General features: G+C 67.4%; 23 protein-coding genes. 16 read left to right on the top strand and 7 right to left on the bottom strand.

The window, feature by feature from the left end; translation table 11 throughout:
• Positions 1 to 196 precede the first annotated feature (196 nt).
• Complete coding sequence (locus ACZF5Y_RS11160) at positions 197 to 1,525, top strand: hemolysin family protein (RefSeq protein WP_497532717.1); 1,329 nt, start codon at positions 197 to 199, stop codon at positions 1,523 to 1,525.
• A complete protein-coding gene (locus tag ACZF5Y_RS11155; RefSeq protein ID WP_497532716.1) occupies positions 1,522 to 2,568 on the top strand; it encodes a hemolysin family protein in 1,047 nt (348 codons plus the stop codon). The genes ACZF5Y_RS11160 and ACZF5Y_RS11155 overlap by 4 nt, the downstream gene beginning before the upstream one ends.
• Before the next feature lie 51 nt (positions 2,569 to 2,619).
• Here ACZF5Y_RS11155 and ACZF5Y_RS11150 read toward each other — a convergent pair whose 3' ends face one another.
• The 3 genes from ACZF5Y_RS11150 to ACZF5Y_RS11140 form a co-directional block, all read right to left on the bottom strand.
• Positions 2,620 to 3,210, bottom strand: a complete 591-nt coding sequence (locus ACZF5Y_RS11150; RefSeq protein ID WP_497532715.1) for a hypothetical protein — start codon at positions 3,208 to 3,210, stop codon at positions 2,620 to 2,622.
• Positions 3,211 to 3,344: 134 nt separating this feature from the next.
• The gene (gene metX / locus ACZF5Y_RS11145; protein ID WP_497532714.1) at positions 3,345 to 4,550 is read right to left on the bottom strand and encodes a homoserine O-acetyltransferase MetX; all 1,206 of its coding nucleotides are present in this window, start codon (positions 4,548 to 4,550) and stop codon (positions 3,345 to 3,347) included.
• Between the two features lie 63 nt (positions 4,551 to 4,613).
• Entirely contained in the window at positions 4,614 to 5,939 is a 1,326-nt protein-coding gene (locus tag ACZF5Y_RS11140; RefSeq protein WP_497532713.1) for a bifunctional o-acetylhomoserine/o-acetylserine sulfhydrylase, read from the bottom strand.
• 173 nt (positions 5,940 to 6,112) lie between these two features.
• Here ACZF5Y_RS11140 and ACZF5Y_RS11135 point away from each other — a divergent pair, with 173 nt between their 5' ends.
• Together ACZF5Y_RS11135 and ACZF5Y_RS11130 are read left to right on the top strand one after the other, a co-directional pair.
• Positions 6,113 to 6,886 (top strand): SDR family oxidoreductase, encoded by a 774-nt coding sequence (locus tag ACZF5Y_RS11135; protein WP_497532712.1) that lies wholly within the window; start codon positions 6,113 to 6,115, stop codon positions 6,884 to 6,886.
• Positions 6,883 to 7,581 carry a uracil-DNA glycosylase gene (locus ACZF5Y_RS11130; RefSeq protein WP_497532711.1) on the top strand — a complete coding sequence of 233 codons (699 nt, stop codon included), beginning with the start codon at positions 6,883 to 6,885 and terminating at the stop codon, positions 7,579 to 7,581. Before ACZF5Y_RS11135 ends, ACZF5Y_RS11130 begins: the two co-directional genes overlap by 4 nt.
• A gap of 4 nt (positions 7,582 to 7,585) precedes the next feature.
• Here the strand turns inward: ACZF5Y_RS11130 and ACZF5Y_RS11125 are convergent, their stop codons facing one another.
• Entirely contained in the window at positions 7,586 to 9,061 is a 1,476-nt protein-coding gene (locus ACZF5Y_RS11125) for an amino acid permease (protein WP_497532710.1), read from the bottom strand.
• A gap of 139 nt (positions 9,062 to 9,200) precedes the next feature.
• Complete coding sequence (locus ACZF5Y_RS11120) at positions 9,201 to 10,151, bottom strand: arginase family protein (protein WP_497532709.1); 951 nt, start codon at positions 10,149 to 10,151, stop codon at positions 9,201 to 9,203.
• 241 nt (positions 10,152 to 10,392) lie between these two features.
• On the opposite strand from ACZF5Y_RS11120, the gene hutH reads away from it, so the two are divergent.
• The 5 genes from hutH (at position 10,393) to mfd (ending at position 17,955) form a co-directional block, all read left to right on the top strand.
• A complete protein-coding gene (gene hutH / locus ACZF5Y_RS11115; RefSeq protein WP_497532708.1) occupies positions 10,393 to 11,967 on the top strand; it encodes a histidine ammonia-lyase in 1,575 nt (524 codons plus the stop codon).
• Between the two features lie 34 nt (positions 11,968 to 12,001).
• Positions 12,002 to 12,841, top strand: coding sequence for an IclR family transcriptional regulator (locus tag ACZF5Y_RS11110; protein WP_497532707.1), 840 nt, complete (start codon positions 12,002 to 12,004; stop codon positions 12,839 to 12,841).
• A gap of 161 nt (positions 12,842 to 13,002) precedes the next feature.
• The gene (locus tag ACZF5Y_RS11105; RefSeq protein ID WP_497532706.1) at positions 13,003 to 13,590 is read left to right on the top strand and encodes a 50S ribosomal protein L25/general stress protein Ctc; all 588 of its coding nucleotides are present in this window, start codon (positions 13,003 to 13,005) and stop codon (positions 13,588 to 13,590) included.
• 115 nt (positions 13,591 to 13,705) lie between these two features.
• Positions 13,706 to 14,332, top strand: coding sequence for an aminoacyl-tRNA hydrolase (gene pth, locus ACZF5Y_RS11100; RefSeq protein ID WP_497532705.1), 627 nt, complete (start codon positions 13,706 to 13,708; stop codon positions 14,330 to 14,332).
• The gene (gene mfd / locus ACZF5Y_RS11095) at positions 14,329 to 17,955 is read left to right on the top strand and encodes a transcription-repair coupling factor (protein ID WP_497532704.1); all 3,627 of its coding nucleotides are present in this window, start codon (positions 14,329 to 14,331) and stop codon (positions 17,953 to 17,955) included. The genes pth and mfd overlap by 4 nt, the downstream gene beginning before the upstream one ends.
• 67 nt (positions 17,956 to 18,022) lie before the next feature.
• Here mfd and ACZF5Y_RS11090 read toward each other — a convergent pair whose 3' ends face one another.
• Entirely contained in the window at positions 18,023 to 18,508 is a 486-nt protein-coding gene (locus tag ACZF5Y_RS11090) for a hypothetical protein (RefSeq protein WP_497532703.1), read from the bottom strand.
• A 104-nt stretch (positions 18,509 to 18,612) separates the two neighbouring features.
• On the opposite strand from ACZF5Y_RS11090, the gene ACZF5Y_RS11085 reads away from it, so the two are divergent.
• The 7 genes from ACZF5Y_RS11085 to ACZF5Y_RS11055 all read left to right on the top strand — a co-directional run bounded on the left by ACZF5Y_RS11085 (position 18,613) and on the right by ACZF5Y_RS11055 (position 25,165).
• A complete protein-coding gene (locus tag ACZF5Y_RS11085) occupies positions 18,613 to 19,326 on the top strand; it encodes a MazG nucleotide pyrophosphohydrolase domain-containing protein (RefSeq protein WP_497532702.1) in 714 nt (237 codons plus the stop codon).
• A 74-nt stretch (positions 19,327 to 19,400) separates the two neighbouring features.
• Positions 19,401 to 20,711 carry a histidine--tRNA ligase gene (gene hisS / locus ACZF5Y_RS11080; protein ID WP_497532701.1) on the top strand — a complete coding sequence of 437 codons (1,311 nt, stop codon included), beginning with the start codon at positions 19,401 to 19,403 and terminating at the stop codon, positions 20,709 to 20,711.
• Between the two features lie 117 nt (positions 20,712 to 20,828).
• Complete coding sequence (locus tag ACZF5Y_RS11075; protein WP_497532700.1) at positions 20,829 to 21,263, top strand: VOC family protein; 435 nt, start codon at positions 20,829 to 20,831, stop codon at positions 21,261 to 21,263.
• Positions 21,264 to 21,354: 91 nt separating this feature from the next.
• Positions 21,355 to 22,632 carry a phosphopyruvate hydratase gene (eno, locus tag ACZF5Y_RS11070; RefSeq protein WP_497532699.1) on the top strand — a complete coding sequence of 426 codons (1,278 nt, stop codon included), beginning with the start codon at positions 21,355 to 21,357 and terminating at the stop codon, positions 22,630 to 22,632.
• A 57-nt stretch (positions 22,633 to 22,689) separates the two neighbouring features.
• A complete protein-coding gene (locus tag ACZF5Y_RS11065; protein ID WP_497532698.1) occupies positions 22,690 to 23,229 on the top strand; it encodes an FtsB family cell division protein in 540 nt (179 codons plus the stop codon).
• On the top strand, positions 23,226 to 23,708 hold the full coding sequence (locus ACZF5Y_RS11060) for a DUF501 domain-containing protein (RefSeq protein ID WP_497532697.1): 483 nt from the start codon (positions 23,226 to 23,228) through the stop codon (positions 23,706 to 23,708). The genes ACZF5Y_RS11065 and ACZF5Y_RS11060 overlap by 4 nt, the downstream gene beginning before the upstream one ends.
• Before the next feature lie 125 nt (positions 23,709 to 23,833).
• Positions 23,834 to 25,165 carry an NAD(P)/FAD-dependent oxidoreductase gene (locus ACZF5Y_RS11055; protein ID WP_053353506.1) on the top strand — a complete coding sequence of 444 codons (1,332 nt, stop codon included), beginning with the start codon at positions 23,834 to 23,836 and terminating at the stop codon, positions 25,163 to 25,165.
• A gap of 94 nt (positions 25,166 to 25,259) precedes the next feature.
• Here ACZF5Y_RS11055 and ACZF5Y_RS11050 read toward each other — a convergent pair whose 3' ends face one another.
• On the bottom strand, positions 25,260 to 26,741 hold the full coding sequence (locus ACZF5Y_RS11050; RefSeq protein ID WP_497532696.1) for a helix-turn-helix domain-containing protein: 1,482 nt from the start codon (positions 26,739 to 26,741) through the stop codon (positions 25,260 to 25,262).
• Positions 26,742 to 26,746: the final 5 nt, after the last annotated feature.

The following is a 26,746-nucleotide window of genomic DNA, read 5'->3' as shown; positions in this document are numbered from 1 at the left end:
GAGGTGACGGCGCCTGAGCCGCACCGGAGACAAGCCTACGCCCATCTGTTCGACGCCGAGTAAAATCTCACAGCACGATCGGGGAGTTCAGGTGGTAATCTCGGATGGCTATGGACGTTGATTCTCGAAGACCCTCAGACCCTCCGAGTATCGGCCGCGCTGATGCGCGGCACATCGTCTTTTCGTGGAGCCAAGGATGAACGACTGGCTTCTCCTGCTCATCGGAGTGATCCTTACTCTGGGCACGGGTATCTTCGTCGCGGCGGAGTTTTCGCTCGTCGCGCTCGACCGTCAAGATCTCGAGCGTCGTCGCGCCGGTGGCGAGCACGGGCTCGATCGGGTCATTCGTGGCCTTTCGCGCACCTCGACGCACCTGTCGAGCGCGCAGCTCGGCATTACGCTCACGACGCTGCTGGCGGGCTACACCCTCGAACCAGCACTGAGTAACTTCCTCGCGGGCCCGCTCGGCGCACTGGGAGTTCCCGAAGAGCTGCGTCGCGCCATCAGTGCGCCGATCGCGGTGGCGATCGCCACGGTCTTCTCGATGATCGTGGGCGAGCTCGTGCCGAAGAACTTCGCGATCTCGCGTCCGTTGCCCACCGCGAGGTTCGTCATGCCCGCGCAGGCCGCCTTCACGACGACGCTGAAGCCCGCCGTGCTGGTGCTGAACGGCAGTGCCAACGGGATCCTGCGTTCACTGGGCATCGAACCCCAGGAAGAGCTCTCGGGTGCGCGTTCCGCCCAAGAGCTGTCGTCACTCGTGCGGCACTCGGCAGAAGCCGGGCTCCTCGAAGCCGATACCGCGACCCTGCTCGATCGAACGCTGCGCTTCTCAGAACTCACCGCGGGCGACGTCATGACGCCGCGTCTGAAGGTCGAGAGCCTGCAGCGTCTCGAGTCGGCGAAAGCGGTGCTCGAGTTGTCGGGCCGTTCCGGGTTTTCGCGATTCCCGGTCATCGACGAGGATCGCGATGACATCGTCGGGGTCGTGCATGTGAAGCAGGCCGTCGCGGTGCCACGGGCGAAGCGCGATGAGGTTCCCGTGGCCGCACTCATGGAAGATGCGGTTCGCGTACCCGACACGATGCATCTCGACCAGCTGCTCGAAGAGCTGCGCGGCAGCGGCTTCCAGCTCGCGATCGTCGTCGATGAGTACGGGGGAACTGCGGGTATCGCGACGCTGGAAGATCTCGTCGAAGAGATCGTGGGCGAGGTCGCCGACGAGCACGATCGTGCGGCAGCGGGAGTCGTCGGCACCGCCGAACAGATGAGCTTCCCCGCCGATCTGCGCCCGGATGAGGTGCGCGAGCAGACCGGCATCGAGATTCCTGAAGACGATGCCTATGACACTGCGGCCGGGTTCGTGCTGCACGCACTCGGCCGAATTCCAGAACCCGGCGACGAGGCCGAACTGCCCGGCGGCGGCACGCTGCGGGTGATGCGCATGGACGGGCGTCGGATTGCGCGATTGCGCTTCACCAGCGCTCCGTCGGTGTCAGACGCCGAAACGGAGGACCGCGCATGAGCGACTGGGTCGGAATCGTGTGGCTCGTGGTGCTGCTCGGCGCGAACGCCTTCTTCGTGGGTGCGGAGTTCGCCGTCATCTCGGCGCGGCGCTCGCAGATCGAACCGCGCGCCGAAGCGGGGTCGAAGCGCGCCCAGACTGCGCTCTACGCGATGGAGCATGCAACGCTGATGCTCGCGACGAGCCAGCTCGGCATCACGGTCTGCTCGCTGCTCATCTTGAACGTCTCCGAGCCGGCGATCCATCATCTGCTCGAGGGGCCGCTGCACTGGACGGGAATTCCCGCCGAAGCGGTGTCGATCGTCGCGTTCGTGCTGACGCTGCTCGGAGTGTCGTATCTGCACGTCGTCTTCGGCGAGATGGTGCCGAAGAACGCCGCCTTCTCGATGCCGGATCGCGCGGTGCTCTTGCTCGCACCGCCGCTCGTGGCGATTTCACGTCTCCTCAAGCACGTCATCGCCGCGTTGAACGCGGTCGCCAACGGGGTGCTTCGGCTTTTCGGTGTCGAGCCGAAGTCGGAGACCAACAGCACGTTCACGCTGGAAGAAGTGGCGAGTATCGTGAGCCACTCGACGCGTGAGGGGGTGCTCGAAGACCGGAGCGGCGCGCTCTCGGCCGCGTTCGAATTCACGACGAAGCGGGCGCACGATCTGCTCGTTCCCGCTGAGCGACTCGTCGTGCTGCCGGCTGGCGCCACCCCCGAAGATGTTGAGGCTGCAGTCGCGCGGCACGGCTTCTCACGGTATCCGATCGCGAACGAAGCCGGGGAGCTCGACGGCTACGTGCACATCAAGGATCTCGTGCGCCTCGGTGACGAGCGCATCGCACAGCCGATTCCGGGGAAGCGCATTCGCGAGATGGAATCGATCCGCGCCGTGACGGAGTTGGAAGACGTGCTCGCCAGGTTGCAGGGTCGGGGCATTCACCTCGCGCGCATCCACGATGACACCGGTGCCGTGCTCGGCGTCGTGTTTCTTGAAGACGTCATCGAGGAGCTCGTCGGGGAGATCCACGACGCGACGCGTCGCCAGCGTTTCGCGTAATCGCCCGGCCGCCCACCGTTCGCGCGTGAAGAGAGGGCAAATCGGGCGCGATTACTGCGAAACGAGCACGAGGTGCGCCGAGACCTCGTCGAACGGCAGCCCAGCGGTCGATGCCAGCAGATTGTCGGGCACCGCGAAAGTCACGTCGAATTGCGCTTGGTCTTCGCCGAGCTCTGTCGGGGTGAGCTCGACCGACGTGTTCGGCTGGGAGACGTTTCCGACAGAGAGGGTGCCGACCGAGCTGATCGCTTCGATATCGTCGTCCGACTGCGAGATGAGCCGAGTGGGCTTCGTCTGCACGAACGATGCCTCGGGCATGTCCGTGAACTTCACGGTCAGTTCTGCGGCCGTGATCATGCCGTCGTTGATGACCATGTATCCCGTTGACGAGATCTGATTCTCGAGCGCCGAGCCGAGCGCTGAAGCCGCCATCGGAGCGATGAGATTGATCTCGGTGACGTCGTACGTGCGATTGACCGGCATCGTGAGCAGATCGGAGTCTGGAGCGGCCTGCAACTCTGCAGCCTGCGCACTGAGATCGACGGCGGGTGCACACCCGGTCAGGCAGAGCGGGATCGCCGCGGTGACCGTGGCCACCACTCCCAGAGCGCGCGCGGAGGTGCGCGCATGCAAGATCGTCAAGCTGCCGCTCCTCTTACCTTCGATGCCGTCATGGGCTCCACGCAAATGGTGCCCGACCGGCGGTGCGCCGGTTCGTATGGTGAGAGCCTACGATCGGTAGGTGGGAGGCTCCCGTGTGCTCCCTGCGAGCCCGTTCAGGCGGCGAGGAGGCGACGCAACTGCGTTCCGACGCGCTCGAATTCGATGAGGAACGCATCATGCCCGAACGGCGAATCGATGCGGGTGGCGAGGGAACCATCGAGACTGCCCGGGCTGTGTTGCGCGATCTCGTCTTGCCCGTCGAGGGTGAAGAGCCGATCGCTTGGGATGCCGAGTACGAGGAGCGGCAGATCGAGCGTCGAGAGTGCGGCGCGCACCCCGCCGCGTCCGCGGCCGACATCGTGCGAATTCATCGCCTGTACCAGCGTCACGTAGCTGCCCGCATCGAATCTCCGTGTGAATTTATTTCCGTGGAAATCGAGGTACGACTCGACGGCGAAACGCCCGCCCGCTCCGAGCGGGCTCACCGCGGACTGCCAGGCGCGCCCGAACCGCGCGTCAAGCTCGGTGTTGCTGCGGTAGTTGAGCAGCGCAAGGCGGCGTGCGGTCGCCAAACCGTGGTGCGGCCCCACGCCATCGGGGGAGTCGTAGTAATTGCCGCCCCGGTAGCTGGGATCGGAGCGGATCGCCTCGAGTTGCACCAGGTTCAGGCCGATCTGGTCGGCTGTGGTGACCGGCGGCGCGGCGATGACCGCGAGACGCTCGACGCGATCTTGATGCGCGATGCCCCACTCGAGTGCGTGCATGCCGCCCATCGACCCGCCGATCACAGCAGCGAAGCGATCGATTCCAAGTGCGTCGGCGAAGCGGCGGGTCGCGGCGACTTGATCGCGAACGGTCAAATACGGAAAGCGGCCGCCCCACTCGCGGCCGGTCGGGTCCAGCGATCCCGGACCGGTCGTGCCCTGGCATCCGCCGAGCACGTTCGGGGCGATGATGCAGTAGCGGTCGGTGTCGAGCGGTCGCCCGGGGCCGACGATCTCGCCCCACCAGCCGTCGGTCGAGTGCCCCGCAGACGCCGGGCCGACGAGATGGCTGTCGCCCGTCAGCGCGTGAAAGACGAGGATCGCGTTGTCTCGACGGTCGTTGAGTTCGCCGTACGTCTCGTAGGCGAAGCGCACGTGGGGCAGGTGTCCACCGGTCTCAGTGGTGAACTCGCCGATCGAGAGGAACTGGCGATCGCCGACCGGATCACCGTCGCGCCAGCCGCCCGAGATCGGCGGCCGACCCATCAGCGCGCGCAACTGCGCGTCGGTGATGAAGTCGGTCGGAAACGAATCCTCGGGGGTCTGCCAGTCCATGACTCACCATTCTGCCCTGGCAGCGCCCCGAGGCTGCGTTTGTTACGCCCGAAGCGCGCGGAGCTAGGCTCGCGCCGCCGACTCGGCGACGACCTTGCGGGCCGCGGCGAACCCGCGTTCGAGGTCGGCCTTGATGTCGTCGATGTGCTCGAGGCCGACCGACAGGCGCACGAGGCCGGGGGTGACGCCGGCGGTGAGCTGCTGCTCGGGAGTCAGCTGCGAGTGCGTGGTCGATGCCGGGTGGATGATCAGGCTGCGTACATCACCGATGTTCGCGACGTGGCTGAAGAGTTCGACATTTTCGACGACCGCGCGGCCTGCATCCACTCCGCCCTTGAGCTCGAATGAGAGCACGGCTCCGACGCCCTTCGGTGCGTACCGGTTCGCGGCAGCGTACCAGGGGCTCGACGGCAGGCCGGAGTAGTAGACCGATGCGACGTCGTCATGCTCGTCGAGCCACTCGGCGACCTCCTGCGCATTCTGCACGTGGCGCTCGACGCGCAGCGACAGCGTTTCGATGCCCTGCAGCAGCAGCCACGCGCTGTGGGGCGCGATGGACGAGCCGAGATCGCGCAGCAGCTGCACGCGAGCCTTGATGATGTAGGCGATCGCGTCGCCGACGGCGCCGGTGTAACTGACACCGTTGTACGACGGGTCGGGCTCGGTGAGGCCGGGGAACTTGTCGGCGTGCTGCGACCAGGGGAAGGTGCCGCCGTCGACGATCACGCCGCCCAGAGTCGTGCCGTGCCCGCCCAGGAACTTGGTGGCCGAGTGGAGCACGATGTCGGCACCGTGCTCGAAGGGGCGCACGAGGTAGGGGCTCGCCACGGTGTTGTCGATGATGAGCGGCAGGCTGTTCTCATGCGCGACATCGGCGACCGTGCGGATGTCGAGGATGTTCGAGCGGGGGTTCGCGATCGATTCGGCGAAGAAGAGCTTGGTGTTGGGCCGCACGGCGCGCTGCCACGCTGCAGGATCATCCTGATCCTCGACGAAGGTGACCTCGATGCCGAGTTTCGCGAGCGAGTATTTGAAGAGGTTGTACGTACCGCCGTAGATCGAGCTCGACGAGACGATGTGGTCGCCGGAATTGGCGATGTTCAGCACGGCGAACGTCGATGCGGCCTGGCCGCTCGCGAGCAGGAGGGCGGCGGTGCCCCCCTCGAGCGCGGCGATGCGCTCCTCGGCGACGGCGACCGTGGGGTTCGTGATGCGCGTGTAGATGGGGCCGAGTTCGGCGAGTGCGAAGCGGTTCGCCGCCTGCGCGGTGTCGTCGAAGACGAATGACGTCGTCTGGTGAATGGGCACGGCTCGCGCCCCGGTCTCGTCGGGCTGCTGGCCGGCATGGATCTGGCGGGTTTCGAATCCCCAGGCGCTCGGGTCGGTCATGGTGACTCCTTCGAAGAGTGTGAAGCGGAAGCGGTGGACACGGTGGTGCGGTGCTCTGAGCGTACGAGAGCGCCCTGTGCCCGGCAACGGGTTCGGTCGCACTGCGTAACGTACCCCCTAAGCTCGAAGCAGGCCCGCAGGTGCGGGCGCGACGACGCAGCGAGGAGGACGTGATGCAGCGACGAGTGGTGGTCACCGGGGCCAGTTCAGGGATCGGCGCGGCGACGGTGCGTCGATTCGCGGAACTCGGCTGGGAGACCGTGGCGGTCGCGCGTCGCGCTGAGAAGCTCGAAGCACTCGCCGCCGAGACGGGCTCACACGTCGTCGTCTGCGACGTCACCGATGAGGCGCAGGTCGCCGCGCTCGCCGCAGAGGTCGCCGCGACCGGCGGCGCCACGGCGCTCGTCAACAACGCCGGAGGTGCGCTGGGGGTCGAATCGGTAGAGCACGCGTCGAACGATGATTGGCGCCGCATGTTCGAGGTGAACGTGATCGGACTCCGCACAGTGACCGCGGCACTGCTGCCGGTGCTCCGCGAGGGCGCGCGTCGCTCGGGGTGGGCCTCGATCCTGAACCTCACGTCGACTGCCGGGCTCGACGCCTACCCGGGGGGCGGCGGATACAACGCCGCCAAGCACGCGGCGCACGCCGTGACGAACGTGCTGCGCCTCGAACTCGGCGGGGAGCCCATTCGCGTGATGGAACTGGCCCCGGGCCTCGTGCATACGGAAGAGTTCACGCTCAACCGTCTGCGCGGCGATGCCGCCGCAGCGGAGCGACCCTACGCCGACGTCACGCCGCTCACAGCGGAAGACGTCGCGCGCGTGCTCGTCGGCGCGTTCGAGCAGCCGCCGCATGTCAACCAAGATCTGATCGTGCTGCGCCCCGTGGCGCAGTCGAGCGTCTTCCACACGCATCGCGGGCCGCTGACACCGAAGGCCGAATGACCGGGGCGCTGGTGCGCCGCGGCATCGCCGATGACTGGGCGGTGGCGCTGGCGCCGGTCGCCGACGAACTCGCCGCGGTGGAAGCATTCGTGGCGAGCGAGCGAGCGGCGGGCGTCGACGTGTTGCCGGCCCCTGAGCGGGTGCTGGCGGCGTTCGAGAGACCGATGGACGAGGTGCGCGTGCTCATCGTGGGGCAGGATCCCTATCCGACTCCCGGCCACGCCATCGGGCTATCATTCGCGACGGACCCGGGTGTGCGGCCGCTGCCGCCGAGCCTGCGCAATATCTACCGGGAGCTCGCCGATGACCTCGGAATCGCGCCCGCGGCTCACGGAGACCTTACTCCCTGGGCCGACCGAGGGGTGCTGTTGCTGAACCGTGTGCTGACCGTTGCCGCCCATGACGCCGGGTCGCATCAGCGGCGCGGCTGGGAGACGGTGACTTCGCGCGCGATCACCGCCCTCGCGGAGCGGGGAGGGCCGCTGGTTGCGATGCTGTGGGGCAAGCCCGCGCAAACCGTCGGCGCACTGCTCGGCGACATCCCGCGCATCGAAAGCGCGCACCCGTCGCCGTTGTCGGCGTCGCGTGGGTTCTTCGGCTCGCGTCCGTTCAGCCGGGCCAACGCGGCGCTTGAGGCGCAGGGCGCCGCCTCGATCGACTGGAGTCTGCCGTCGATCGAGGCGACCCTGTTCTGACGGCTCAGCGCTCGGTCGTCGAAGCGATGGTGATGGGCTCGGTTCGGTCGACGAGCTGGTGCGGTAGCCGGCCGGAACCGCGCACGAAGAGCAGGTAGCACGCGGTCAGCGCGGCGACCCAGATCAGCCCCACCCAGAGGGCCGGCCGAGACTCGGGCACGATGCCGACCATCACGATCACGAACAGGATGAATCCGACCGTGAGCCATGAGGCGACCGGCCACAGCGGCACGGGAAACTCGCTCGGCAGCCTGCGGTCGCGGGCGATCTCGGCCTTCATGCGGATGTGTGCGACGAGGATCACCAGCCAGACCAGCACCGTCGCGAAGGTCGCGAGCGCACCGAGCAGGAACAGCACCTGATCGGGATAGAGATAGTTGAGCACGACACCGACGAGCAGGCCGATCACCATGGTGATGACGGTCATGATCGGCACGCCGGTGCGCGTGGTCCGCGTGAACGAGCGCGGGGCCTGGCCCTGCTCGGCGAGCCCGTGCAGCATGCGACCGGCACCGAAGATATCGGCGTTCATCGCCGAGAGCGCGGCGGTGATGAGCACAACGTTGAAGACCGCTGCCGCGGCCTGGAAGCCGACGGACTCGAAGATGGAGACGAAGGGGCTGGTCTCGCCGGTGAGTTCAACCCAGGGCTGAATGCACATGATCACGCCGAGCGTCAGCACGTAGAAGAGCAGGATGCGCACGGGTACCGAGTTGATCGCCTTGGGCAGCACCTGCTTCGGATTCTGCGCCTCTCCGGCGGTGACACCGATGATCTCGATGCCCCCGAAGGCGAACATCACGATCGTGAACGAGGCGAGCAACCCCCACACGCCGTGCGGCAGGAACCCGCCGTGATCGACGAGATTCTGCGGCCCCATCTGGTCGTGGCCGGCGGCACCGAATCCGAACAGGATGATGCCGATGCCGGCGACGATAAGAGCGATGATCGCGACGATCTTGATGAGCGCGAACCAGAATTCGAGCTCTCCAAAGACTTTGACGCCGATGAGGTTGATCGCGGCGATGAAGCAGACGACCGCGAGCACCCACACCCACTGCGAGACCTCGGGGAACCAGAACCGCATGTAGACGCCGATGGCGGTGGCGTCGAAGACTGCGACGAGAAACATCTCGAACGCGAACGTCCACCCGACCAGGAAGCCAGCGTACGGGTGGATGTATCGGGAAGCGTATTGCCCGAACGAACCGGAGACCGGGTGGCGCACGACCATCTCGCCGAGCGCGCGCATCACCATGAAGACCGCCGCGCCGCCGATCACGTATGCCAAGAGCACGGCAGGCCCAGCGGTCTGGATCGCCCCAGACGATCCCATGAAGAGCCCGGTGCCAATAGCCGATCCGAGCGCCATGAAGCGGATGTGGCGCGCCGTCAGACCGCGCTGCAGGCCCGAGTGCGAACTCGACTCGTCGGGCGAGGGATCGGCGGTGGTGGTCGATGCGGGTGCCGGAACGGTCATGGCATCATCCTTTCGTCGTTGAACGGAGGGGAGAAATCGGGCGCGACGGCGCGTCCCGCGACGCCGGCGCGCGTTGAGGGAGTTGGCGTGCGGCGAGTGGTGCGCGTCAGGCGTTGAATTGCGGGTGGGTCTGAGCCGATCAGTGCCCGAGTCGATGGGCGAGGCCGGCGGCAGCCTCAAGCACGAGCAGTGCTGCGAGACGCACGGTTCGGCCGTCGGGTGCGTCTGCGGTTGCATCGACCTCGGCGATGTCGATGCCGCGGACGCGCTCGTCAGCGGCGAGTAGCCGGGTCGCCGTGCGCAGCTCGTGGGCCTGAAGGCCTCCCGGAATCGACGCCGGGCAGCCGGGGGCCACCGAGCGGTCGCAGACATCGACGTCGAGGTCGACATGGATCGGGCCGCCACCGGCGCCGGCGATCTCCAGGGCTTCGGCGACGACGTCGCGCATCGGTCGCTCGTGGAGCTCATCGCGGTGGATCACCGTGATGCCGAGCTGCTGCGCCCGTTCGCGGTAGGCCCGTGAGTTCGCGAAGTCGGCGATGCCGATCTGCACGATGCGCTGCGGGTCGAGACCCGCTTCGATGAGGCGGCGCACGGGCGATCCATTGCTCCGCCCATCACGCAGATCGTGGTGAGCGTCGAACGTGATCAGACCGGCGGTGCCGAGCGAGGTTCCGGCGACGCCGAACGCGGCCGGCACGGTGAGTGCATTGTCGCCACCGAGCGCGACGACGAGTGCGGCGCGCGCGGCGAGCGCTGCGATCATCGAGGCGGCCGACTCCTCACCGGCCTCGGTGTCCGGGTCCGGGCAATCGCCGGCGTCGACGATGGTGAGTGCCTCGTCGAGCACGAGCTGCGATTCGGAGCCGCGTTGGTGCGGCGCTCCGGGGCCGACGACATGGCCGGAGTAGCGCCGGATCGCCTCGCGGATCGCCGCGGGGGTCTCGTGCGCGTTCGAAGGAGACAGTGAGGTGCGCGATGTCGGTACGCCAATGATCGCGAGGTCGATCGGCCCGGTATCCGTGGCAGCGGTGACGGGCCAGGCACCGGTGCGGGGCCAGAGCGGATCGTGCGACAGGGTGGCGACCATGGGACTCCTCGGAAGATCGATCGGTTCGTGTGGGCGCTCGACCGGTGTCGTTGCGGGTCGCGGCGCCGTCGCGGGGATGCTGACCCCAGTGTGCCGTTCGCGGCACGCACCACGCATCGGTCGAGCAAAATCGCTCGTCCGGGATCCCAGATTGACTTCTTCGACCCGTTTGTCCGGAATCCCGGACACGCACCTACTCGATTCAGTGGCCGCCGGGTCGCGAGTGCGCTGAGATCGATCCATGACCGATCAAGCTGCACCCGCCGTCGTTCTCGGCGCCGACCCACTGACCATCGCCGACGTCGTCGCGGTCGCCCGTTACGACGCGCCGGTCGAGATCGCTCCCGAGGCGATCACCCGCGTCGAAGAGAGCCGACGAGTGATCGAGAAGCTCGCCGACGACACGCGCCCCCATTACGGCGTTTCGACTGGGTTCGGGGCGCTCGCGAACGTGCAGATCCCCGTTGAGAAGCGGCAGCAGCTGCAGCGCAGCCTCATTCGCTCACACGCGGCGGGCACTGGCGACCACGTCGAGCGCGAGGTCGTGCGCGCGCTGATGCTGCTGCGTCTGAACACGTTGGCTAGCGGCCGCACCGGCGTGCGCGTCGCCGTCGTCGAGACCTACGCGGCGATCCTGAACGCCGGCATCACGCCGGTGGTTCACGAGTACGGGTCACTCGGCTGCTCCGGCGACCTCAGCCCGCTCGCGCACTGCGCCCTCACGCTCATGGGCGAGGGCGACGTGCGCACCTCCGCGAACGCCAACAGCACTCCGGTCGCCGCGGCCGATGCGCTCGCCGCAGCGGGGATCACCCCGCTCGTGCTCGCCGAGAAGGAGGGGCTCGCGCTGATCAACGGCACCGACGGCATGCTCGGCATGCTCTGCCTGGCCCTCACCGATCTCGCGCAGCTGCTCACAGTTGCTGACATCGCTGCTGCTGCCTCCGTCGAAGGGCTCACCGGCACCGACGCGGTGTTCGCCGCCGACCTGCAGGCTCTCCGCCCCCACCCGGGTCAGGCTAGTGCCGCCCACAATATGCGCCGGGTTCTCGAAGGCTCCCATCTCGTGCAGCGTCCGCGCGACGACGAGTTCACCCGCGTGCAAGACGCCTACTCGCTGCGCTGCGCCCCACAGGTGCACGGAGCGGCGCGCGATACCGCGGCCCACGCCGCACGCGTTGCCGGCGTCGAACTCGTCTCCGCGGTCGACAACCCGGTGGTGCTGGCCGACGGCCGCGTCGAATCGAACGGCAACTTCCACGGTGCGCCGGTCGCCTACGTGCTCGACTTCCTCGCGATCGCCGTCGCTGACGTCGCGAGCATCTCGGAGCGCCGCACCGACCGTTTCCTCGATGTCGCGCGCAATCACGGCCTGCCCCCCTTCCTCGCGGCCGACGCCGGGCTCGATTCGGGCCTCATGATCGCGCAGTACACGGCGGCCGGCATCGTCTCCGAGTTGAAGCGTCTCGCCGCACCCGCCTCCGTTGATTCGATTCCGTCATCGGCCATGCAAGAGGATCACGTATCGATGGGGTGGGCCGCCGGGCGCAAACTGCGTCGTGCCATCGACGGGCTCGCGCGCGTGCTCAGCATCGAGCTGCTCGCGTCGACGCGTGCGCTCGACTTCCGGGCGCTCGCCGGGAGTGGCGATCCCGCGCCCGCGACCGCCGCGGTGCACGAGCTGTTCCGCACCAGCATTCCCGCGCCCGAGACCGACACGTTCCTGTCGCCGACGATCACCGCGGCCTACGAGTTCGTGGCGAACGGCCAGGTCGCGGCCGCAGTCGCCGGAGCGCTCGGCGCGCCGCTCGAGTGACGTCGGGCAGGGCGACGGGGGATAGGCTGCGGAGATGGTGACGCCGAAGGTTCCCGCAGCCGATCACACGCTGCGCATCCTGAGGCTGCTCGCGAGCTCGCGCGGACCGCTCGCCGCGAGCATGATCGCCGGGCAACTCGACCTGCCGCGGTCGACGGTGTATCACCTGCTCGACACGCTGCAGGAGCACGGGTTCGTCATGCACCTCCCCGAGGAGCGACGGTACGGCCTCGGCATTGCCGCGGTCGAACTGAGCTCTGCGTACGAGCGCCAGGAGCCGCTCGCCCGCATCGGGCGCCCGCTGCTGGCCGCACTCGTCGATCGGGTGCGGCTCAGCGGGCACCTCGCCGTTCCCCACGGGCGCGACGTGCTCTACGTCGTCGAGGAGCGGGCTCCCGAATCGCCGCCGCTCGTGACTGACGTCGACGTGCGCCTGCCCATGCAGCTCACCGCGAGCGGCCGCGCCATTCTCGCGGCGCTGCCGAAGGCGCAGGTGCGCGCCCTCTTCCCCGACCGCGAGGCGTTCGTGCACCGGCATGACGACCCTGACGGGATCGACCGTTACTCCCGACTCCGCAGCGTGCTCGATGCCACAATGACGCGCGGCTACGCATTGGAGGAGGGGTCGGTGACCGCCGGCCTCTCGTCGATCGGGGTGCCGGTGCTCGATCATCGGGGGTGGCCGGTGGCAGCCATCGCAGTGACCTATCCTGCAGCGGGCGTGGCGCCCGAGGTGGCTTCGGGTTTGGCGGCAGAAGTGCGGGCCGCGGCCAAATCGCTGTCGACCCGCATCCACGGCCGCGCCGCGACACCGAGTGCATCGCGCACCGACCGAGCGCCGCAGCGACCCGGTCGCTCGAAAACCATGGTGTAGACTCAGTGGCTGTACTTCGGCGAGGGGCCTTCGAGCCCGTGATCGACGCGGGACGGACTGCCTCAGCGGGCCATCTTGCTGCGTAGCTACGCAAGTGCGAGACACCAATTCCGGCGGCCAGACCGCCCTCATTGGGCGAGAGCCCGCAAGGAGATATCACTATGAGCGAGAAGAACCAGCTCGTCGGCAACGCGCGCGACAACTTCGGCAAGGGCGCGGCCCGCAAGCTTCGCGCCGCAGGTCAGACCCCCGCAGTGGTGTACGGTCACGGCACGGAGCCGATCCACGTATCGATCGACACTCACCCGCTGAGCCTGATCCTGCGTCAGAAGAACGCGATCATCGAGCTCGACATCGCGGGCAAGAATCAGCTCGTGCTCGTCAAGGATGTGCAGAAGGATCCGGTGCGCCAGATCATCGAGCACGTCGACCTCATCGTCGTGAAGAAGGGCGAGACGGTCGACGTCGAGGTAACCGTGCACGTGATCGGTGAGTCGTTCTCGGGCACCCAGGCGCTGCAGGAGCTCAATACCCTCCACATCAGCGCTCCTGCGGCATCGATTCCCGAGAGCGTTGAGGTCAACGTTGACGGTCTCGAAGAGGGTGCGCAGGTGCTCGCCGGTGCCGTCAAGCTTCCCAAGGGCGCCACCCTGCTGGGCGATCCCGAGCAGCTCATCGTGAACGTCGTCGTGCCCCGCGGCGCGGCAGGCGATGACGAGGAGTCGGCTGAGGACGCCGCTGCGGAGTAAATCTTCTCTCGAATTCGGGCCCGTCGGCTCGGCGATGCGTCGCCGGCCGACGGGCCGTTCGTTTCTCCAGAGATGTCGGAAGCGCCTGCGAAGATAGGTGCCGAGAGGGGAACGAATGTTCTGGCGCAAGCGAAAGAAAGCGGAGGATCACGTGTCCGATGACAGTTGGCTCGTCGTGGGTCTCGGGAACCCGGGCGCGAAGTACGAGGCGACGCGGCACAATGTCGGCCAGATGGCACTCGACGTGCTCGCTGGGCGCATCGGTGGCACGTTCTCGGCGCACCGCACCGGTTCTCGCGTCGCCGAGGGGCGCGTGCGACCCGGCGGGCCCAAGCTCGTGCTCGCCAAGTCGAACGGGTACATGAACACGTCGGGCGGCCCGACCTCGGCGCTCGCAAAGTACTTCGGGGTGCCCGCTGAGCGCGTCATCGTGCTGCACGACGAACTCGACCTCCCGTTCGACACCGTGAAGCTCAAGCAGGGCGGCGGCCACGGCGGCCACAACGGGCTCCGCGACATCGCGAAAGCGCTTGCGACACCTGAGTTCCTCCGCGTGCGCATCGGCATCGGTCGACCCCCGGGGCAGCAAGACCCGGCAGATTTCGTGTTGAAGCCCTTCGGCACTTCTGAGCGCGCGAACCTCGGTGTGCTGCTCGAAGACGCAGCCGACGCGGCCGAGGCGCTCATCGATGAGGGGCTGCTCGCTGCCCAGCAGCGCTTCCACAGCCGGAGCGCGCAGTGACGCTGCGGGGCCTCGACCGTCTGCTCGAGGCATCCGCGTCGTTCTCCACCGCGCTTGACGCGAGCGACTCCGATGTCGAGCTTTCGGTTGTCGAAGGGCTGCGGGCCCCGCTGATCGCGGGCATGCTGCGCCGACGCCGTGCCGGGGGCGATCGTGGCGCGCTGCTCGTCATCGCCGCGACCAGCCGCGAGGCCGACGCGCTCCGCAGCGCGCTCGCGTCGCTGGTGCCCGAGGCCATCGCCACAGAATTCCCCGCATGGGAGACGCTGCCGCACGAGCGTCTCAGCCCGAGTGCTGAAACGGTGGGTCGCCGGGCTGCCGCTCTGCGTCTCCTGCGTGAGCACACCGGTGAGGAGCCGCTCATCGTGGTGGCCTCGGTGCGCGCCGCGCTGCAGCCGGTGTCACCGCACGCGGCTGCGGCCTCACCGATCGTGCTCACCGCGGGCGCCGATTCCGACGGGCTCGAATCGGTGGCGCGCGGTCTCGTCGACGCGGCGTACACCCGCGTCGACATGGTCACGCGTCGTGGCGAGTTCGCCGTGCGCGGCGGCATCCTCGACGTCTTCCCGCCGACGGCCGAACAGGCCGTGCGCGTCGACTTCTTCGGTGACGAAGTCGATCAGATCAAGCGCTTCGCGGTCTCAGATCAGCGCAGTGCCGGCGATCCCTTGCCCGGTATCGAGTTGTGGCCGGCGCGTGAGCTGCTGCTCACCCCCGACGTGCGTGCACGTGCGGCCGAGCTCCTGCCGCAATTTCCGGCGCTCAGTTCGCTCCTCGAAAAAATCAGTCAGGGCATTCCGGTCGAGGGCATGGAGAGTCTGTTGCCGCAGCTGCTTCCTGGCGTCTCACCGTTGACCGCGCTGCTGCCCGAGGGCGGCGCCGTGCTCGTCGCGTCGCCAGAGCGCGTGGCCAGCCGGTCGGTGAGTCTCGCCGAGACGAACCGAGAGTTCTTGGAGGCGGCCTGGCAGGCTGCGACGGCGGGTGCCGACGCTCCGGTGCCGGTCGACGACAGCGGCATGCTGTCCATCGGCCAACTCCGCGCCGCCTCAGCGGGGCGGCCCTGGTGGTCGGTCTCCAACTTTGTTCGTGACGAAGCCGTCTCAGGCGCAGTCGCGCCGACGAATGATCCCTCGGTGTTGGCCGTGCACGCCGGGGCGTTCCCGCGGCCGGCGCAGGTCGGCGAGGCGACCGGCGCCGCGATTCGACTCATCGGCGAGCGCCTGCGCGACGGCTGGCACGCGATCGTCACCGCGCAGGGCATCGGGCTCGTGGAGCGGGCACGCGACGTGCTGGCCGAGGCCGGCGCCGCCGCACGCATCGTCGAGGAGCTGCCCGAGTCCCTCGACGACGGCGTGGTTTACCTCGTTGCCGGAACAGCCTGGTCGGGCTTCGAGAGCGGCGAGGCGCGCCTGCTCGTTGCGACCGAGGCCGAGTTCTTCGGGCGCTCTGCCGGGGCTCAGGCGGCGGCAGGCCAAAAGCTCGCGAAACGGCGCGGCAAGAATGTCGTCGACCCGCTCAAGCTCGTGCCGGGCGACTACGTCGTGCACGAGACGCACGGCATCGGCCAGTTCGTCGAGTTGACGCAGCGGATGGTGCCGACTGGCGTCGGGCGTGATGCGACGAAGGCGCTGCGCGAATACCTGGTGCTTGAGTACGCCTCGACCAAGCGCAACATGCCGAAAGACAAACTGTATGTGCCGACCGATCAACTCGATCAGCTCTCCCGGTATGTCGGCGGCGAGGCCCCGGCCCTGTCGAAGATGGGCGGTAGCGATTGGGCGACCGCGAAGAAGAAGGCGCGCAAGGCGGTCCGCGACATCGCCGTCGAGCTGGTGAAGCTCTACTCGGCGCGCGTGGCCTCTCAGGGTTTCGCCTTTTCCACCGACACCCCGTGGCAGCACGAGCTCGAAGAAGCGTTCCCGTACGCCGAGACGCTCGACCAGCTCACCACCATCGACGAGGTGAAGCGCGACATGGAGCGGTCGATTCCGATGGATCGCCTGATTGCGGGCGACGTCGGCTTCGGTAAGACCGAGGTCGCGGTGCGCGCTGCCTTCAAGGCGGTGCAAGACGGCAAGCAGGTCGCGATGCTCGTACCGACGACGCTGCTCGTGAACCAGCATCTCGAGACGTTCCAGAATCGTTTCGCCGGGTTCCCCGTGCGACTGCGCCCGCTCAGTCGATTCCAGACCGAGAAGGAGTCGCGCGATACCCTCGACGGGCTTGCCGCCGGCACCGTCGACGTCGTCATCGGCACCCACCGGCTGCTGGCCGAGAGCGTGCGCTACAAAGACCTCGGCCTCGTCATCATCGACGAGGAGCAGCGTTTCGGCGTCGAGCACAAGGACTCGCTCAAGAAGCTGAAGACCAACGTCGACATCCTCGCGATGAGCGCGACGCCCATCCCGCGTACGCTTGAGATGGCCGTGACCGGCATCCGTGAAATGTCTACACTCGCGACCGCGCCAGAAGACCGTCATCCGATTCTCACGTTCGTCGGTCCGCGCAGTGACAAGCAGATCACCGCTGCGATTCGTCGCGAACTCCTGCGCGAGGGGCAGGTGTTCTTCGTGCACAACCGGGTGCAGTCGATCACGCGCATCGCGAACCAGATCGCCGAACTCGTGCCCGAAGCCCGCGTCGCCGTGGCGCACGGCAAGCTGAGCGAGCATCAGCTCGAACAGGTCGTGCAAGACTTCTGGGAGCGCAAGTTCGACGTGCTGGTGTCGACCACCATCATCGAAACCGGCCTCGACATTGCGAACGCCAACACGATCATCATCGATGCCGCCGACAAGTACGGACTCAGCCAGCTGCACCAGCTGCGCGGTCGTGTCGGGCGCAGTCGCGAGCGCGCCTACGCCTACTTCCTCTACGATCCCGATAAGCCGCTCACCGAGCACGCGCATGAGCGCCTCGACACGCTCGCCACGAACAACGAGCTCGGCGCAGGCATGCAGGTCGCGCTGAAGGACCTCGAGTTGCGCGGCGCCGGCAACCTGCTCGGCGGCGAGCAGTCGGGTCACATCGCCGGTGTCGGCTTCGACCTGTATTTGCGCATGATCGGCGAAGCCGTCAGCACGTTCAAGGGTGAAGACGTCGCAGGTTCCCACGAGCTCGTGCTCGAACTGCCGGTCGACGCCCATATTCCCGAGGAATACGTCGAGAGCGAGCGTCTGCGTCTCGAGGCCTACCAGAAGTTCTCGGCGGCCTCCCACCCACAGGCCCCCGAAGAGCACGTGGCGCTCGTGCTCGAAGAACTCACCGACCGCTACGGCGCCCCGCCCGCCGAGGTCGAGCGGCTCGCCGCAGTCTCGGCACTGCGCCGTCGCGCCTCGCGACTCGGCCTCACGAAAGTTGTCGCTGCGGGCCCGTCGCTCCGCATCGAACCCGTCAAGCTTCCTGACTCGCGCCGTATGCGCATGAATCGGATGTACCCGGGCTCGCGCACCGTCGAAGCGACCGAGAGCCTGCAGATCCCGTTGCCCGGCGGTACCGCCTCGTCGCGCAGCCCGCTCGCCGGCGTCGGTCAGAAGCACGTGGGCGACGAGAGCGACATCGTCGCCTGGACGACACGGGTACTCGCCACGCTCCTGGAGCCCGACGCGCCCGCACCCAGCTGACCCGTGACACAGGTCGGGCCCCGATTCCGTCGTATGGAATCGGGGCCCGACCTGCACAACGACTGGGTCAGCCGGCGTTGCAGACTTCCTGCAGCTTCTGACCGGCCTCGGTCAGTGAAGACGACTGCTCCTGGAGCTTCGAGGAGATCTCCGCCGACTCCTCCTGGAACTTCTCGAGCTCCGCCATCTGGTCGGGGTCACTGGGGTCGATGTTGCTCGTGTCCGGGATCTCGAACCCCGAGAGCGTGTCGCTCATGGCGTTGAACTGATCGGTGACGTCGGCAAGCGCCGTCGACACCTCTTCGTTCGTGACCTTCGACTTGGCCTCATCGAGCGCTGCGCTGATGGGCTCGAAAGCGGAGGCGATGTCGCCGCCGCCCGACGTGACCTCGCTCATGATGCTCTGCAGATCACCCGTCGCGTCGTTCACCGTGCTGTTCGCGACCTGGCAGGCCTCTGCAACGCTCTGGCCGCCCGAGCACGCTGCCAGGCTGAGTGTGAGTGCGGCAGCGCCCAGCACGCCGGCGAGCTTGAAGACAGACTTCTTTTCCATGTGTGGATTCCCCTTGTTCGTCGGTGCCCCAACGTGATTCCCCGGGGCGCGACTAGGCTAACAGCAATCACACAGGCTTCGCGCGCCCGATAGGGTGTTGGAGTATGACGAGCGAAGCTGTTGCAGCCGGACGTCCGAATCCCTTCGATGCATTGCTGGCCACGATCCGTCGGCTCGTCGCTCCCGGAGGCTGTGCCTGGCACGAGGTGCAGACGCACGAATCGCTGACACAGTTCTTGGTCGAAGAGACTGCCGAGCTCATCGATGCGATCGAGCGCGAACTGCCCGCCGATGAGATGCAGTCTGAGCTCGGCGACGTGCTCTACCAAGTGCTGTTCCACGCAGCGATCGCCGAACGTGACGGCGAGGGGTACGACATCGACGGCGTGGCGCGCACCCTCAACGACAAGTTGGTGTCGCGTCATCCGCACGTGTTCGGTGATCGCGGCTACATGAGTGTCGACGAGCTCCACGCGGAGTGGGAGCGGTTGAAAGAGGACGCCGCGGGGGAGGCGCGCGGGTCACGCGGCCCACTCGAGGGAATTCCGGCGGGGATGCCCACGCTCGCCCGTGCCGCGAAGGTCGTGGAGCGCCTGAAGCGCGCGGGGCTCGTGGATCCGGGCGCGGGCGACAGCTCGCCTGAGGACCCGCTCGCGGCGGTGATCGGTCCCGACGAGCAGCGCCTCGCAGAGTTCGGCATCGGTGACTCCATGCTCGCGATGATCATGCGGGCGAACCGTGCCGGGGTCGATCCCGATCGCGCACTGCGACTCGCGGTGGAGCGTCTGACCGCGCGCGTGCTGCACGACGAGGGCTGATCTGACTCCGGGCGATCCGGTGCCGCGCGTGGGCGGTGCACGGTGCGTTCGGTGCCGTGAAAGAATGGTGAACCATGGCCCAACCCGTGAACCCGCCGCGCGGCATGCGCGACTTCCTTCCCGCTGACAAGGCGCGTCGCGAGCACGCGCTCGGGATCATCAAGAGCGTGTATCGCTCGCACGGTTTCGATGAGATCGAGACCCCGGTGGTCGAAGACTATGCGCGTCTGCACGCCGGGCTCGGCGGTGACAACGAGAAGCTCAGCTTCTCCATTCTGAAGCGCGGGATCCGCCCCGAGTCGTTGGCTGCGGCAGCCGAGTCGGGTGATGCTGAGCAGCTGGCCGATCTGGGGCTCCGATTCGACCTGACGGTGCCGCTCACACGCTTCTACGCCTCGCACCGGGCGGAGCTGCCGCCGGTGTTCCGCTCGATTCAGATCGCGCCGGTCTGGCGCGCCGAGCGCCCGCAGAAGGGTCGCTACCGCCAGTTCGTCCAGGCGGATATCGACATCATCGGCGAGGCCGGGCTGCTCGCCGAGATCGAGCTCATAACGGCGACCTCGCAGGCGCTTGCCGCGCTCGGGCTCGCCGGGTGCGTGATTCGCGTCAACGATCGCCGCATCCTGTTCGGCCTGCTCGAGCACTGCGGGTTCCCAGCCGAGACCCATGACCGCGCCCTCATCACGATCGACAAGCTCGATAAGATCGGCGCCTCGGGCGTCGTCGAAGAGCTCCGCGAGATCGACGCGGCCGGCGCCGAGCGCATCGGAGCGGTGCTCGCCGCGGTCGAACCGCTGCTCGGGGCCGACGGATCCGGAGCCGGAATCGCGCTCACGCGCGAGGCGATCGCCGCAGTACTGCCCGAGGGTGCTGCCGAGGCCGGCGTCGACAATCTTGCCGCTTTGGGTGACGCACTCGCCGGAAGCCTGCCTGAGGGCGTGAGCGTGCAGTTTGATCCGACCCTCGTGCGGGGCATGGGGTACTACACCGGCACGATTTTCGAGGTCGCGCACCCCGGCTCCGGCAGTTCGGTGGGCGGCGGCGGACGGTACGACGGCATGGTGGGGCGCTTCCTGGGTCAAGACGTGCCAGCGGTCGGCTTCTCGATCGGCTTCGAGCGCGTCGTCGATCTCATCGAACTGCCCGAGACCACCGGGCCGGAGTCGGTTGCGCTCATCGCCGACGCCGACGTGGAACTCGCCGACCTGCTCTCGCTCAAGCGCGAACTCGTGTCGCGCGGGCACCGTGTGCGGCTCGAGAAGCGGCAGAAGAACATGAAGACTCTGCTCGCTCGCGTGGCCGCGGAGGGGTTCACGAGTATCGCGAACGTGCGCGCCGGGGTCTCGGATGCCGACGCGCTGGAACTCCGCTCACTCGCTGACTGACGACGCGGCGCTGCGGGTGGCCCGCGCAACGCCGATCGCGCATTGACGCGACGGCGGCGCGGTGCCACGCTTACCAGTGCGCCGCGCCGACGGGGCGGGCCGAACCTGGAGGATGCCATGAGCACGCAGATCTTCGTCAACTTCGCCACCGACGACCTGGAACGGTCGAAAGCCTTCTACACGGCGCTCGGCTGCGAGATCAATCCGAACTTCACCGATGAAAACGCCGCCTGCGTCGTGTGGGACGAGAGCATTTTCTTCATGGTGCTCACGCGCGAGTACTTCGGCACGTTTACCGACAAGCCGATCATCAACGCGCACGAGTCCGCGCAGGTGTCGCTCGCGTTCAGCCGCGACTCGCGCGAGGCCGTCGACGATGTGCTCGCGAGGGGGCTCGCAGCCGGGGGCAGCGAGCCTCGCCCCGCGCAGGATCTCGGCTTTATGTACTCCCGCGATCTCGACGACCCCGACGGCAACTCGCTCGGCTTCCTGTACATGGACCCGGTGGCCGCTGAGCAGGGGCCGGAAGCGTTCGAACAGCCCGAGGGCTGAGCCGACGGTGCCCTAGACTGGGGTGCGGCGGGTTCGCCCGTCGCACCCTTTGCTTTCACCCGGCACCGGACACCCCTTCAAGGAGCGCATAGTGGCTTTTATCGACGCAGTGATCGCCCGAGAGATTCTCGATTCGCGAGGCAACCCGACCGTTGAGGTCGAGGTCGGCCTGACCGACGATTCGGTGGGCCGCGCTGCGGTTCCGTCGGGAGCCTCCACCGGGGCGTTCGAAGCGTACGAGCTGCGCGACGGCGAAGACCGCTACCTCGGCAAGGGCGTGACCCGCGCCGTCGACGCCGTCTTCGACGAGCTCGCGCCGGCGATCGAGGGTCTTTCGGCCGACGACCAGCGCATCATCGACGAGACGCTCAAGGAGGTCGACGGCACCCAGAACAAGGAGCGCGTCGGCGCCAATGCGATCCTCGGCGTCAGCCTCGCCGTCGCCCACGCTGCAGCCGCAGCGGCTGAGCTGCCCCTCTATCGCTACCTCGGCGGCCCGAACGCGCGCACCCTCCCCGTGCCGCTCATGAACATCATCAACGGTGGTGCGCACGCCGACACCGGCGTCGATATCCAGGAGTTCATGGCGGTGCCCCTCGGCGCCGAGACCTTCTCCGAGGGCCTGCGCTGGGGCGTCGAGGTCTACCACTCGCTGAAGGCACTGCTCAACGAGAAGGGCCTGTCGACCGGCCTGGGTGACGAGGGCGGCTTCGCCCCCGACCTGCCCACCAATGCCGAGGCGCTCGACTTGATCGTCGAGGCCATCACCCGCGCCGGCTACGAGCCGGGCCGTGACGTGGCCGTGGCGCTCGATGTGGCATCGTCGGAGTTCTTCGAGAACGGCGTCTACACGTTCGAGGGCCAGCAGCGCACTGCGGCCGAGATGAGCGCCTACTACGCCGATCTGCTCGACCGCTACCCGCTCGTCTCGATCGAGGATCCCCTCGACGAGAGCGACTGGGAGGGGTGGAAGCACCTCACCGACGAAATCGGCGCGCGCGTGCAGCTCGTCGGCGACGACCTGTTCGTCACGAACCCTGAGCGTCTGGCGCAGGGCATCGAACAGGGTGCGGCGAACTCGATCCTCATCAAGGTCAACCAGATCGGTACGCTGACCGAGACCCTCGACGCTGTGCAGCTCGCGCAGCGCTCGGGCTACACGGCCGTGATGTCGCACCGGTCGGGCGAGACCGAAGACGTGACGATCGCCGACCTCGCGGTGGCGACCGACTGCGGCCAGATCAAGACCGGCGCACCGGCACGGTCCGACCGCGTCGCGAAGTACAACCAGCTCCTCCGCATTGAAGAGGAGCTGGGTGCTGCAGCGCAGTACGCCGGCCGCAGCGCGTTCCCGCGCTTCGAGGCCTGAGCCGGAATCGCCCGGCCTCACTGACGAACACCCCGCACGTACGAAACGACGACCACGATGAAGCGCTGGATCGATGACATCGGAACGTGGGCTGCAAGCCTGCGATTCAGCGCATTCACCGTGGTCGTCGTCGTGCTCGTGCTCGCCGGTGCCGTGATCGTCAGCCCGAGCCTGTCGACGTTCGTGCAGCAGCGCCGAGAGATCTCTGAACTGCGCGAAAGCGTGCGGCAGAGCCAGGAAGCGGTCGATGCCATCGACGCCGAGCGGGCGAAATGGAAAGACCCGGTCTACGTGCGCGCCATGGCGCGCGATCGATTGTTCTACGTCATGCCGGGGGAGACCCAGCTCAACGTCATCGACGACATCGTGATGCCGGTCGAATCCGATGAAGAGACGGAAGCCGAGCTCTCGCGCATCCCGACGAACTGGGCGCGCACGCTGACTGCATCGTTTTTGAGCGCCGGCACCACGGATGCGCCTCCGGTCGATGCCGGCGCATCGACCGACGACGGCGCCGCACCCACCCAGACCACTGACCCCGCTTCGGGCACCGACGCTGTCGACCCGGCGACATCCTCCGAGGAGTACCCGCAATGACCCGCCCGCCCTACACCGCACCCACTGATGCCGACATCGCGGCGGTGAGCGAGCAGCTCGGGCGCGAAGCGCGCGGCGTGATCGGAATCGCAGCCCGTGCCGCAGACGGAAGCCCGGCAGTCGTGGCAACCGCGCCGCGGCTCCCTGACGGGTCTCCGTTCCCGACGTTCTACTACCTCTGCCACCCCGAGGCGGTTGCTGCGGCGTCGCGCCTCGAAGCCGCAGGTGTGATGAACGAGTTCAACGACCTTCTGGCAGAAGATGCAGAGATGCGCGAGCAATACCAGCGCGCGCACGAGCAATTCATCGCCGATCGCGACAGCGTCGGCGAGGTGCCCGAGGTCGCCGGGGTGAGCGCCGGTGGCATGCCCACCCGCGTCAAGTGCCTCCATGCGCTCATCGGTCACGCACTGGCCGCCGGCCCGGGCGTCAATCCGATCGGCGACCTGGCGCTCGCGCGAAGCGACTGGAACGGCTAAACGCCCCAGTTCTCGTCACGCGGAGCTGTGAAAAGGCGATAAGCTTGACTCACGGGCGTGTTGCGCCCGATTTTTCTGTGCCCGCACTGCGGGTCCGACACTGATTGCTGCAAGGAGATCGCTACGTGGCGAAGAAGATTCTGATCGTTGGTGGTGGCTACGCCGGCTTCTACACCGCATGGAAGCTCGAGAAGCTGCTCCGTGCCGGTGAGGCTGAGGTCACGATCGTCGATCCGCTGCCCTACATGGCGTACCTGCCCTTCCTCCCCGAGGTCGCATCCGGTTCGATCGAGCCCCGCCACGCGGTGGTCGCGCGCCGCCGTCACCTGAGCAAAACCGCGAACATCGCGGGCAAGGTGACCGGCATCTCGCATGCGACGAAGTCCGTGACGATCACGCCGAACGTGGGCGAGGCGTACGACTTCTCGTACGATCACATCGTCATCACGACCGGCTCGGTCTCGCGTACCTTCCCGATCGCGGGCATCGCCGACAACGCGATCGGCATGAAGACCATCGAAGAGGCCGTCGCCGTGCGCGATCGCCTGGTCGGCAACTTCGAGCGCGCTGCATCGCTGCCCAAGGATTCGGCCGAGCGTGCGCGCCTGCTCACCGTCACGGTGGTCGGCGGCGGCTTCGCCGGTATCGAGACGATCTCCGAGCTCCGCTCGTTCGCGACCTCGCTGCTGCGTCGTTACCCCGAGATTTCGTTCGACGAGACGGTCTTCCACCTCGTCGAGGCGATGGGCCGCATCATGCCCGAGGTCTCGCAGGAGACGGCAGACTGGGTCGTCAAGGATCAGACGCGCCGCGGCGTGCAGATCCACCTCGACACGCAGCTCTCATCGGCGCTCGACGGCAACATCGAGCTGTCGACCGGCGAAAAGTACGAGTCCGACCTGATCGTCTGGACCGCCGGCGTCATGCCCCGTCCGTTCCTGCGCGGCACCGACCTGCCGATCGGCCCCCGTGGCCACGTCATCGGCAGCCCGTCGCTCCGCATCACCACCGAGGAGGGCGAAGCCCTCGTCGGTGCGTGGACTGCCGGAGACACCTCGCAGACCCCCGACATCTCGTCGACCCCCGGCCCCGGCGGCTTCTGCGTGCCCAACGCGCAGCACGCGGTGCGTCAGGGCAAGCTGCTCGCGAAGAACATCGTCGCGGACCTGCGCGGCGAAGGCGTCGCCGAGTACAACCACAAGAACGCCGGCGCGGTTGCCGGTCTCGGAGTGAACACCGGCGTGTTCCAGTCGGGCAAGTTTGCGATGAAGGGCTACTTCGCGTGGCTCGCGCACCGCTTCTACCACGGCCTCGCGATCCCCTCGTGGGAGCGCAAGTGGCGCGTGTTCGGCGGCTGGGTCTCCCACTTCTTCCTGGGTCGCGACGTCGTCAACATCGAAGCGGTGCAGCAGCCCCGCGACATCTTCGAGGAGTTCGCGTCGCGTCCTAAGGCGTAACGCGAATCCGCACGAAACGGGAGTGGCCCCGCAGCATCCGCTGCGGGGCCACTCCCGTTTCACGACTCAGTGTGCTTCGACGGGGAGCGACGTGCTACGACGCTTCGGGCGAGTGCTTCGCGAGGAACTCGTACATCTCAGTGTCATCAACGCCCGGGAACGTGCCGGTCGGCAGCGGTGACAGCACGTGCGCGTGCATGCGCGCGCTCGGCCACGCCTTGCCCTGCCACTTGGTGAGTAGGCCGTCGGCCGGCGTGCGGCAGCAGGCGGGGTCGGGGCAGGTCGATACCTGCCGTTCGGTGGTGTCGCGACCGCGAAACCATTTCGCATCGTCGAAGGCGACGCCACAGGCGATCGCGAAGGGACCGAGTTCGGCATCGCCAGTCTGTACGCTCGACCAGTAAGTGCCCGAGGGGGTGTCCGTGTACTGGTAGAACTCGCTGGTGCGATTGCGGCGGTTGAACGCGGTGCGGCCGCCCCATTTGTGGCAGAGCACTTCGCCCTCGATCGACCCGGAGTCGTCCGCAGGATAGGGGAGCCCGTCGTTCTGGTATCCCCGCACGATGGCACCCGCACCGTCGGCCCGGTAGTGGTGAGCGCGAAGGTCGAGATGCTGGGTGGCGAGGTTGGTGAACCGGTGCGAGGCGGCTTCGTGGGTGACACCGAACGCGTCGCGGAAATCTTCGATCGCGAGATTGCGATTGCGCTTGGCGGCCTGAAGAAACTCGACTGCGCGGGCCTCCGGGATGAGGCACGCCGCTGCGAAGTAGTTGATCTGCAGGCGCTGCTGCAAGAACTCTGCGTAGCTCGAAGGCTCAGCATGCCCCAGCACTCGGTGCGCCATGGCTTGGAGGGCCAGTGAGCGCAGGCCGTGGCCGCCCGGAATCGACGCCGGAGGCAAATAGATGCGCCCGTTCTCGAGATCGGTGATGCTGCGAGTGTTCGATGGCAGGTCGTCGACGAAGATCAGGGTGAATCCGAGCATCTCGGCGAGCATGGCAACCTCGCGGTGCGTGACAGCACCGAGTGTGTGGCCGATGCGGCGCATGAGATCGGAGGCGACGAGCTCGATGTCGTGAATGTAGTTGTCGCGTGCTTGCATCTGCATGCGGATCGCGGTGTTCGCGCGGCGCGCCTCTTCCGAGGTCGTTGCGGCGGCGCGGGATCGCCGGGCCAATTCTCGGTGCAAGCCCACGAGGGCTTCGAGCGTGTCATCCGGCAACGTGCGCGGGGTACGCACGTGGGGGAGTCCGAGCCGCGAGTAGGTCGGCGTGGATTGCGCCCGCTCGAGTTCGACCTCGAGGGTGCTGCGGCGATCCGGAGCCTCTCGCTTGAGCAGTTCGGCCGCATCGATGCCGAGTTCTCGGGAGACGCTCTGCAGGAGCCCGAGTCGGGGCTCGCGGCGACCATTCTCGATCAGCGACAGTTGGCTGGCGACCACGCCGACCCGCTCGCCGAGCTGCTCGAGGGTGAGGCCCGCGCGGGTGCGGAAGTGACGAATGCGTTTCCCGAGAATGAGGCGGTCGAGTTCAGAGTCGTCGAATCCAGAGGTCGTTAGGGGCACTTCAGGGGTCATTCCTT

The sequence above is a fragment of the Leucobacter sp. WKLB1 genome, from assembly GCF_059696215.1.
The sequence above is the reverse complement of the archived record's forward strand: the minus strand, read 5'-3'. Positions and strand labels throughout refer to the sequence as shown.

Bases quoted from the DNA above. Each gene is read 5' to 3' on its own strand.
- ACZF5Y_RS11135 (WP_497532712.1), top strand. From the start codon at position 6,113: ATGCAGCGACGAGTGGTGGTCACCGGGGCCAGTTCAGGGATCGGCGCG.
- ACZF5Y_RS11050 (WP_497532696.1), bottom strand. From the start codon at position 26,741: ATGACCCCTGAAGTGCCCCTAACGACCTCTGGATTCGACGACTCTGAA.
- metX (WP_497532714.1), bottom strand. From the start codon at position 4,550: ATGGACTGGCAGACCCCCGAGGATTCGTTTCCGACCGACTTCATCACC.
- ACZF5Y_RS11065 (WP_497532698.1), top strand. From the start codon at position 22,690: ATGAAGCGCTGGATCGATGACATCGGAACGTGGGCTGCAAGCCTGCGA.
- pth (WP_497532705.1), top strand. From the start codon at position 13,706: ATGTTCTGGCGCAAGCGAAAGAAAGCGGAGGATCACGTGTCCGATGAC.
- ACZF5Y_RS11085 (WP_497532702.1), top strand. From the start codon at position 18,613: ATGACGAGCGAAGCTGTTGCAGCCGGACGTCCGAATCCCTTCGATGCA.
- hutH (WP_497532708.1), top strand. From the start codon at position 10,393: ATGACCGATCAAGCTGCACCCGCCGTCGTTCTCGGCGCCGACCCACTG.
- ACZF5Y_RS11090 (WP_497532703.1), bottom strand. From the start codon at position 18,508: ATGGAAAAGAAGTCTGTCTTCAAGCTCGCCGGCGTGCTGGGCGCTGCC.
- ACZF5Y_RS11155 (WP_497532716.1), top strand. From the start codon at position 1,522: ATGAGCGACTGGGTCGGAATCGTGTGGCTCGTGGTGCTGCTCGGCGCG.
- ACZF5Y_RS11130 (WP_497532711.1), top strand. From the start codon at position 6,883: ATGACCGGGGCGCTGGTGCGCCGCGGCATCGCCGATGACTGGGCGGTG.
- ACZF5Y_RS11140 (WP_497532713.1), bottom strand. From the start codon at position 5,939: ATGACCGACCCGAGCGCCTGGGGATTCGAAACCCGCCAGATCCATGCC.
- hisS (WP_497532701.1), top strand. From the start codon at position 19,401: ATGGCCCAACCCGTGAACCCGCCGCGCGGCATGCGCGACTTCCTTCCC.
- ACZF5Y_RS11110 (WP_497532707.1), top strand. From the start codon at position 12,002: ATGGTGACGCCGAAGGTTCCCGCAGCCGATCACACGCTGCGCATCCTG.
- ACZF5Y_RS11125 (WP_497532710.1), bottom strand. From the start codon at position 9,061: ATGACCGTTCCGGCACCCGCATCGACCACCACCGCCGATCCCTCGCCC.
- ACZF5Y_RS11160 (WP_497532717.1), top strand. From the start codon at position 197: ATGAACGACTGGCTTCTCCTGCTCATCGGAGTGATCCTTACTCTGGGC.
- ACZF5Y_RS11120 (WP_497532709.1), bottom strand. From the start codon at position 10,151: ATGGTCGCCACCCTGTCGCACGATCCGCTCTGGCCCCGCACCGGTGCC.
- ACZF5Y_RS11075 (WP_497532700.1), top strand. From the start codon at position 20,829: ATGAGCACGCAGATCTTCGTCAACTTCGCCACCGACGACCTGGAACGG.
- ACZF5Y_RS11060 (WP_497532697.1), top strand. From the start codon at position 23,226: ATGACCCGCCCGCCCTACACCGCACCCACTGATGCCGACATCGCGGCG.
- ACZF5Y_RS11105 (WP_497532706.1), top strand. From the start codon at position 13,003: ATGAGCGAGAAGAACCAGCTCGTCGGCAACGCGCGCGACAACTTCGGC.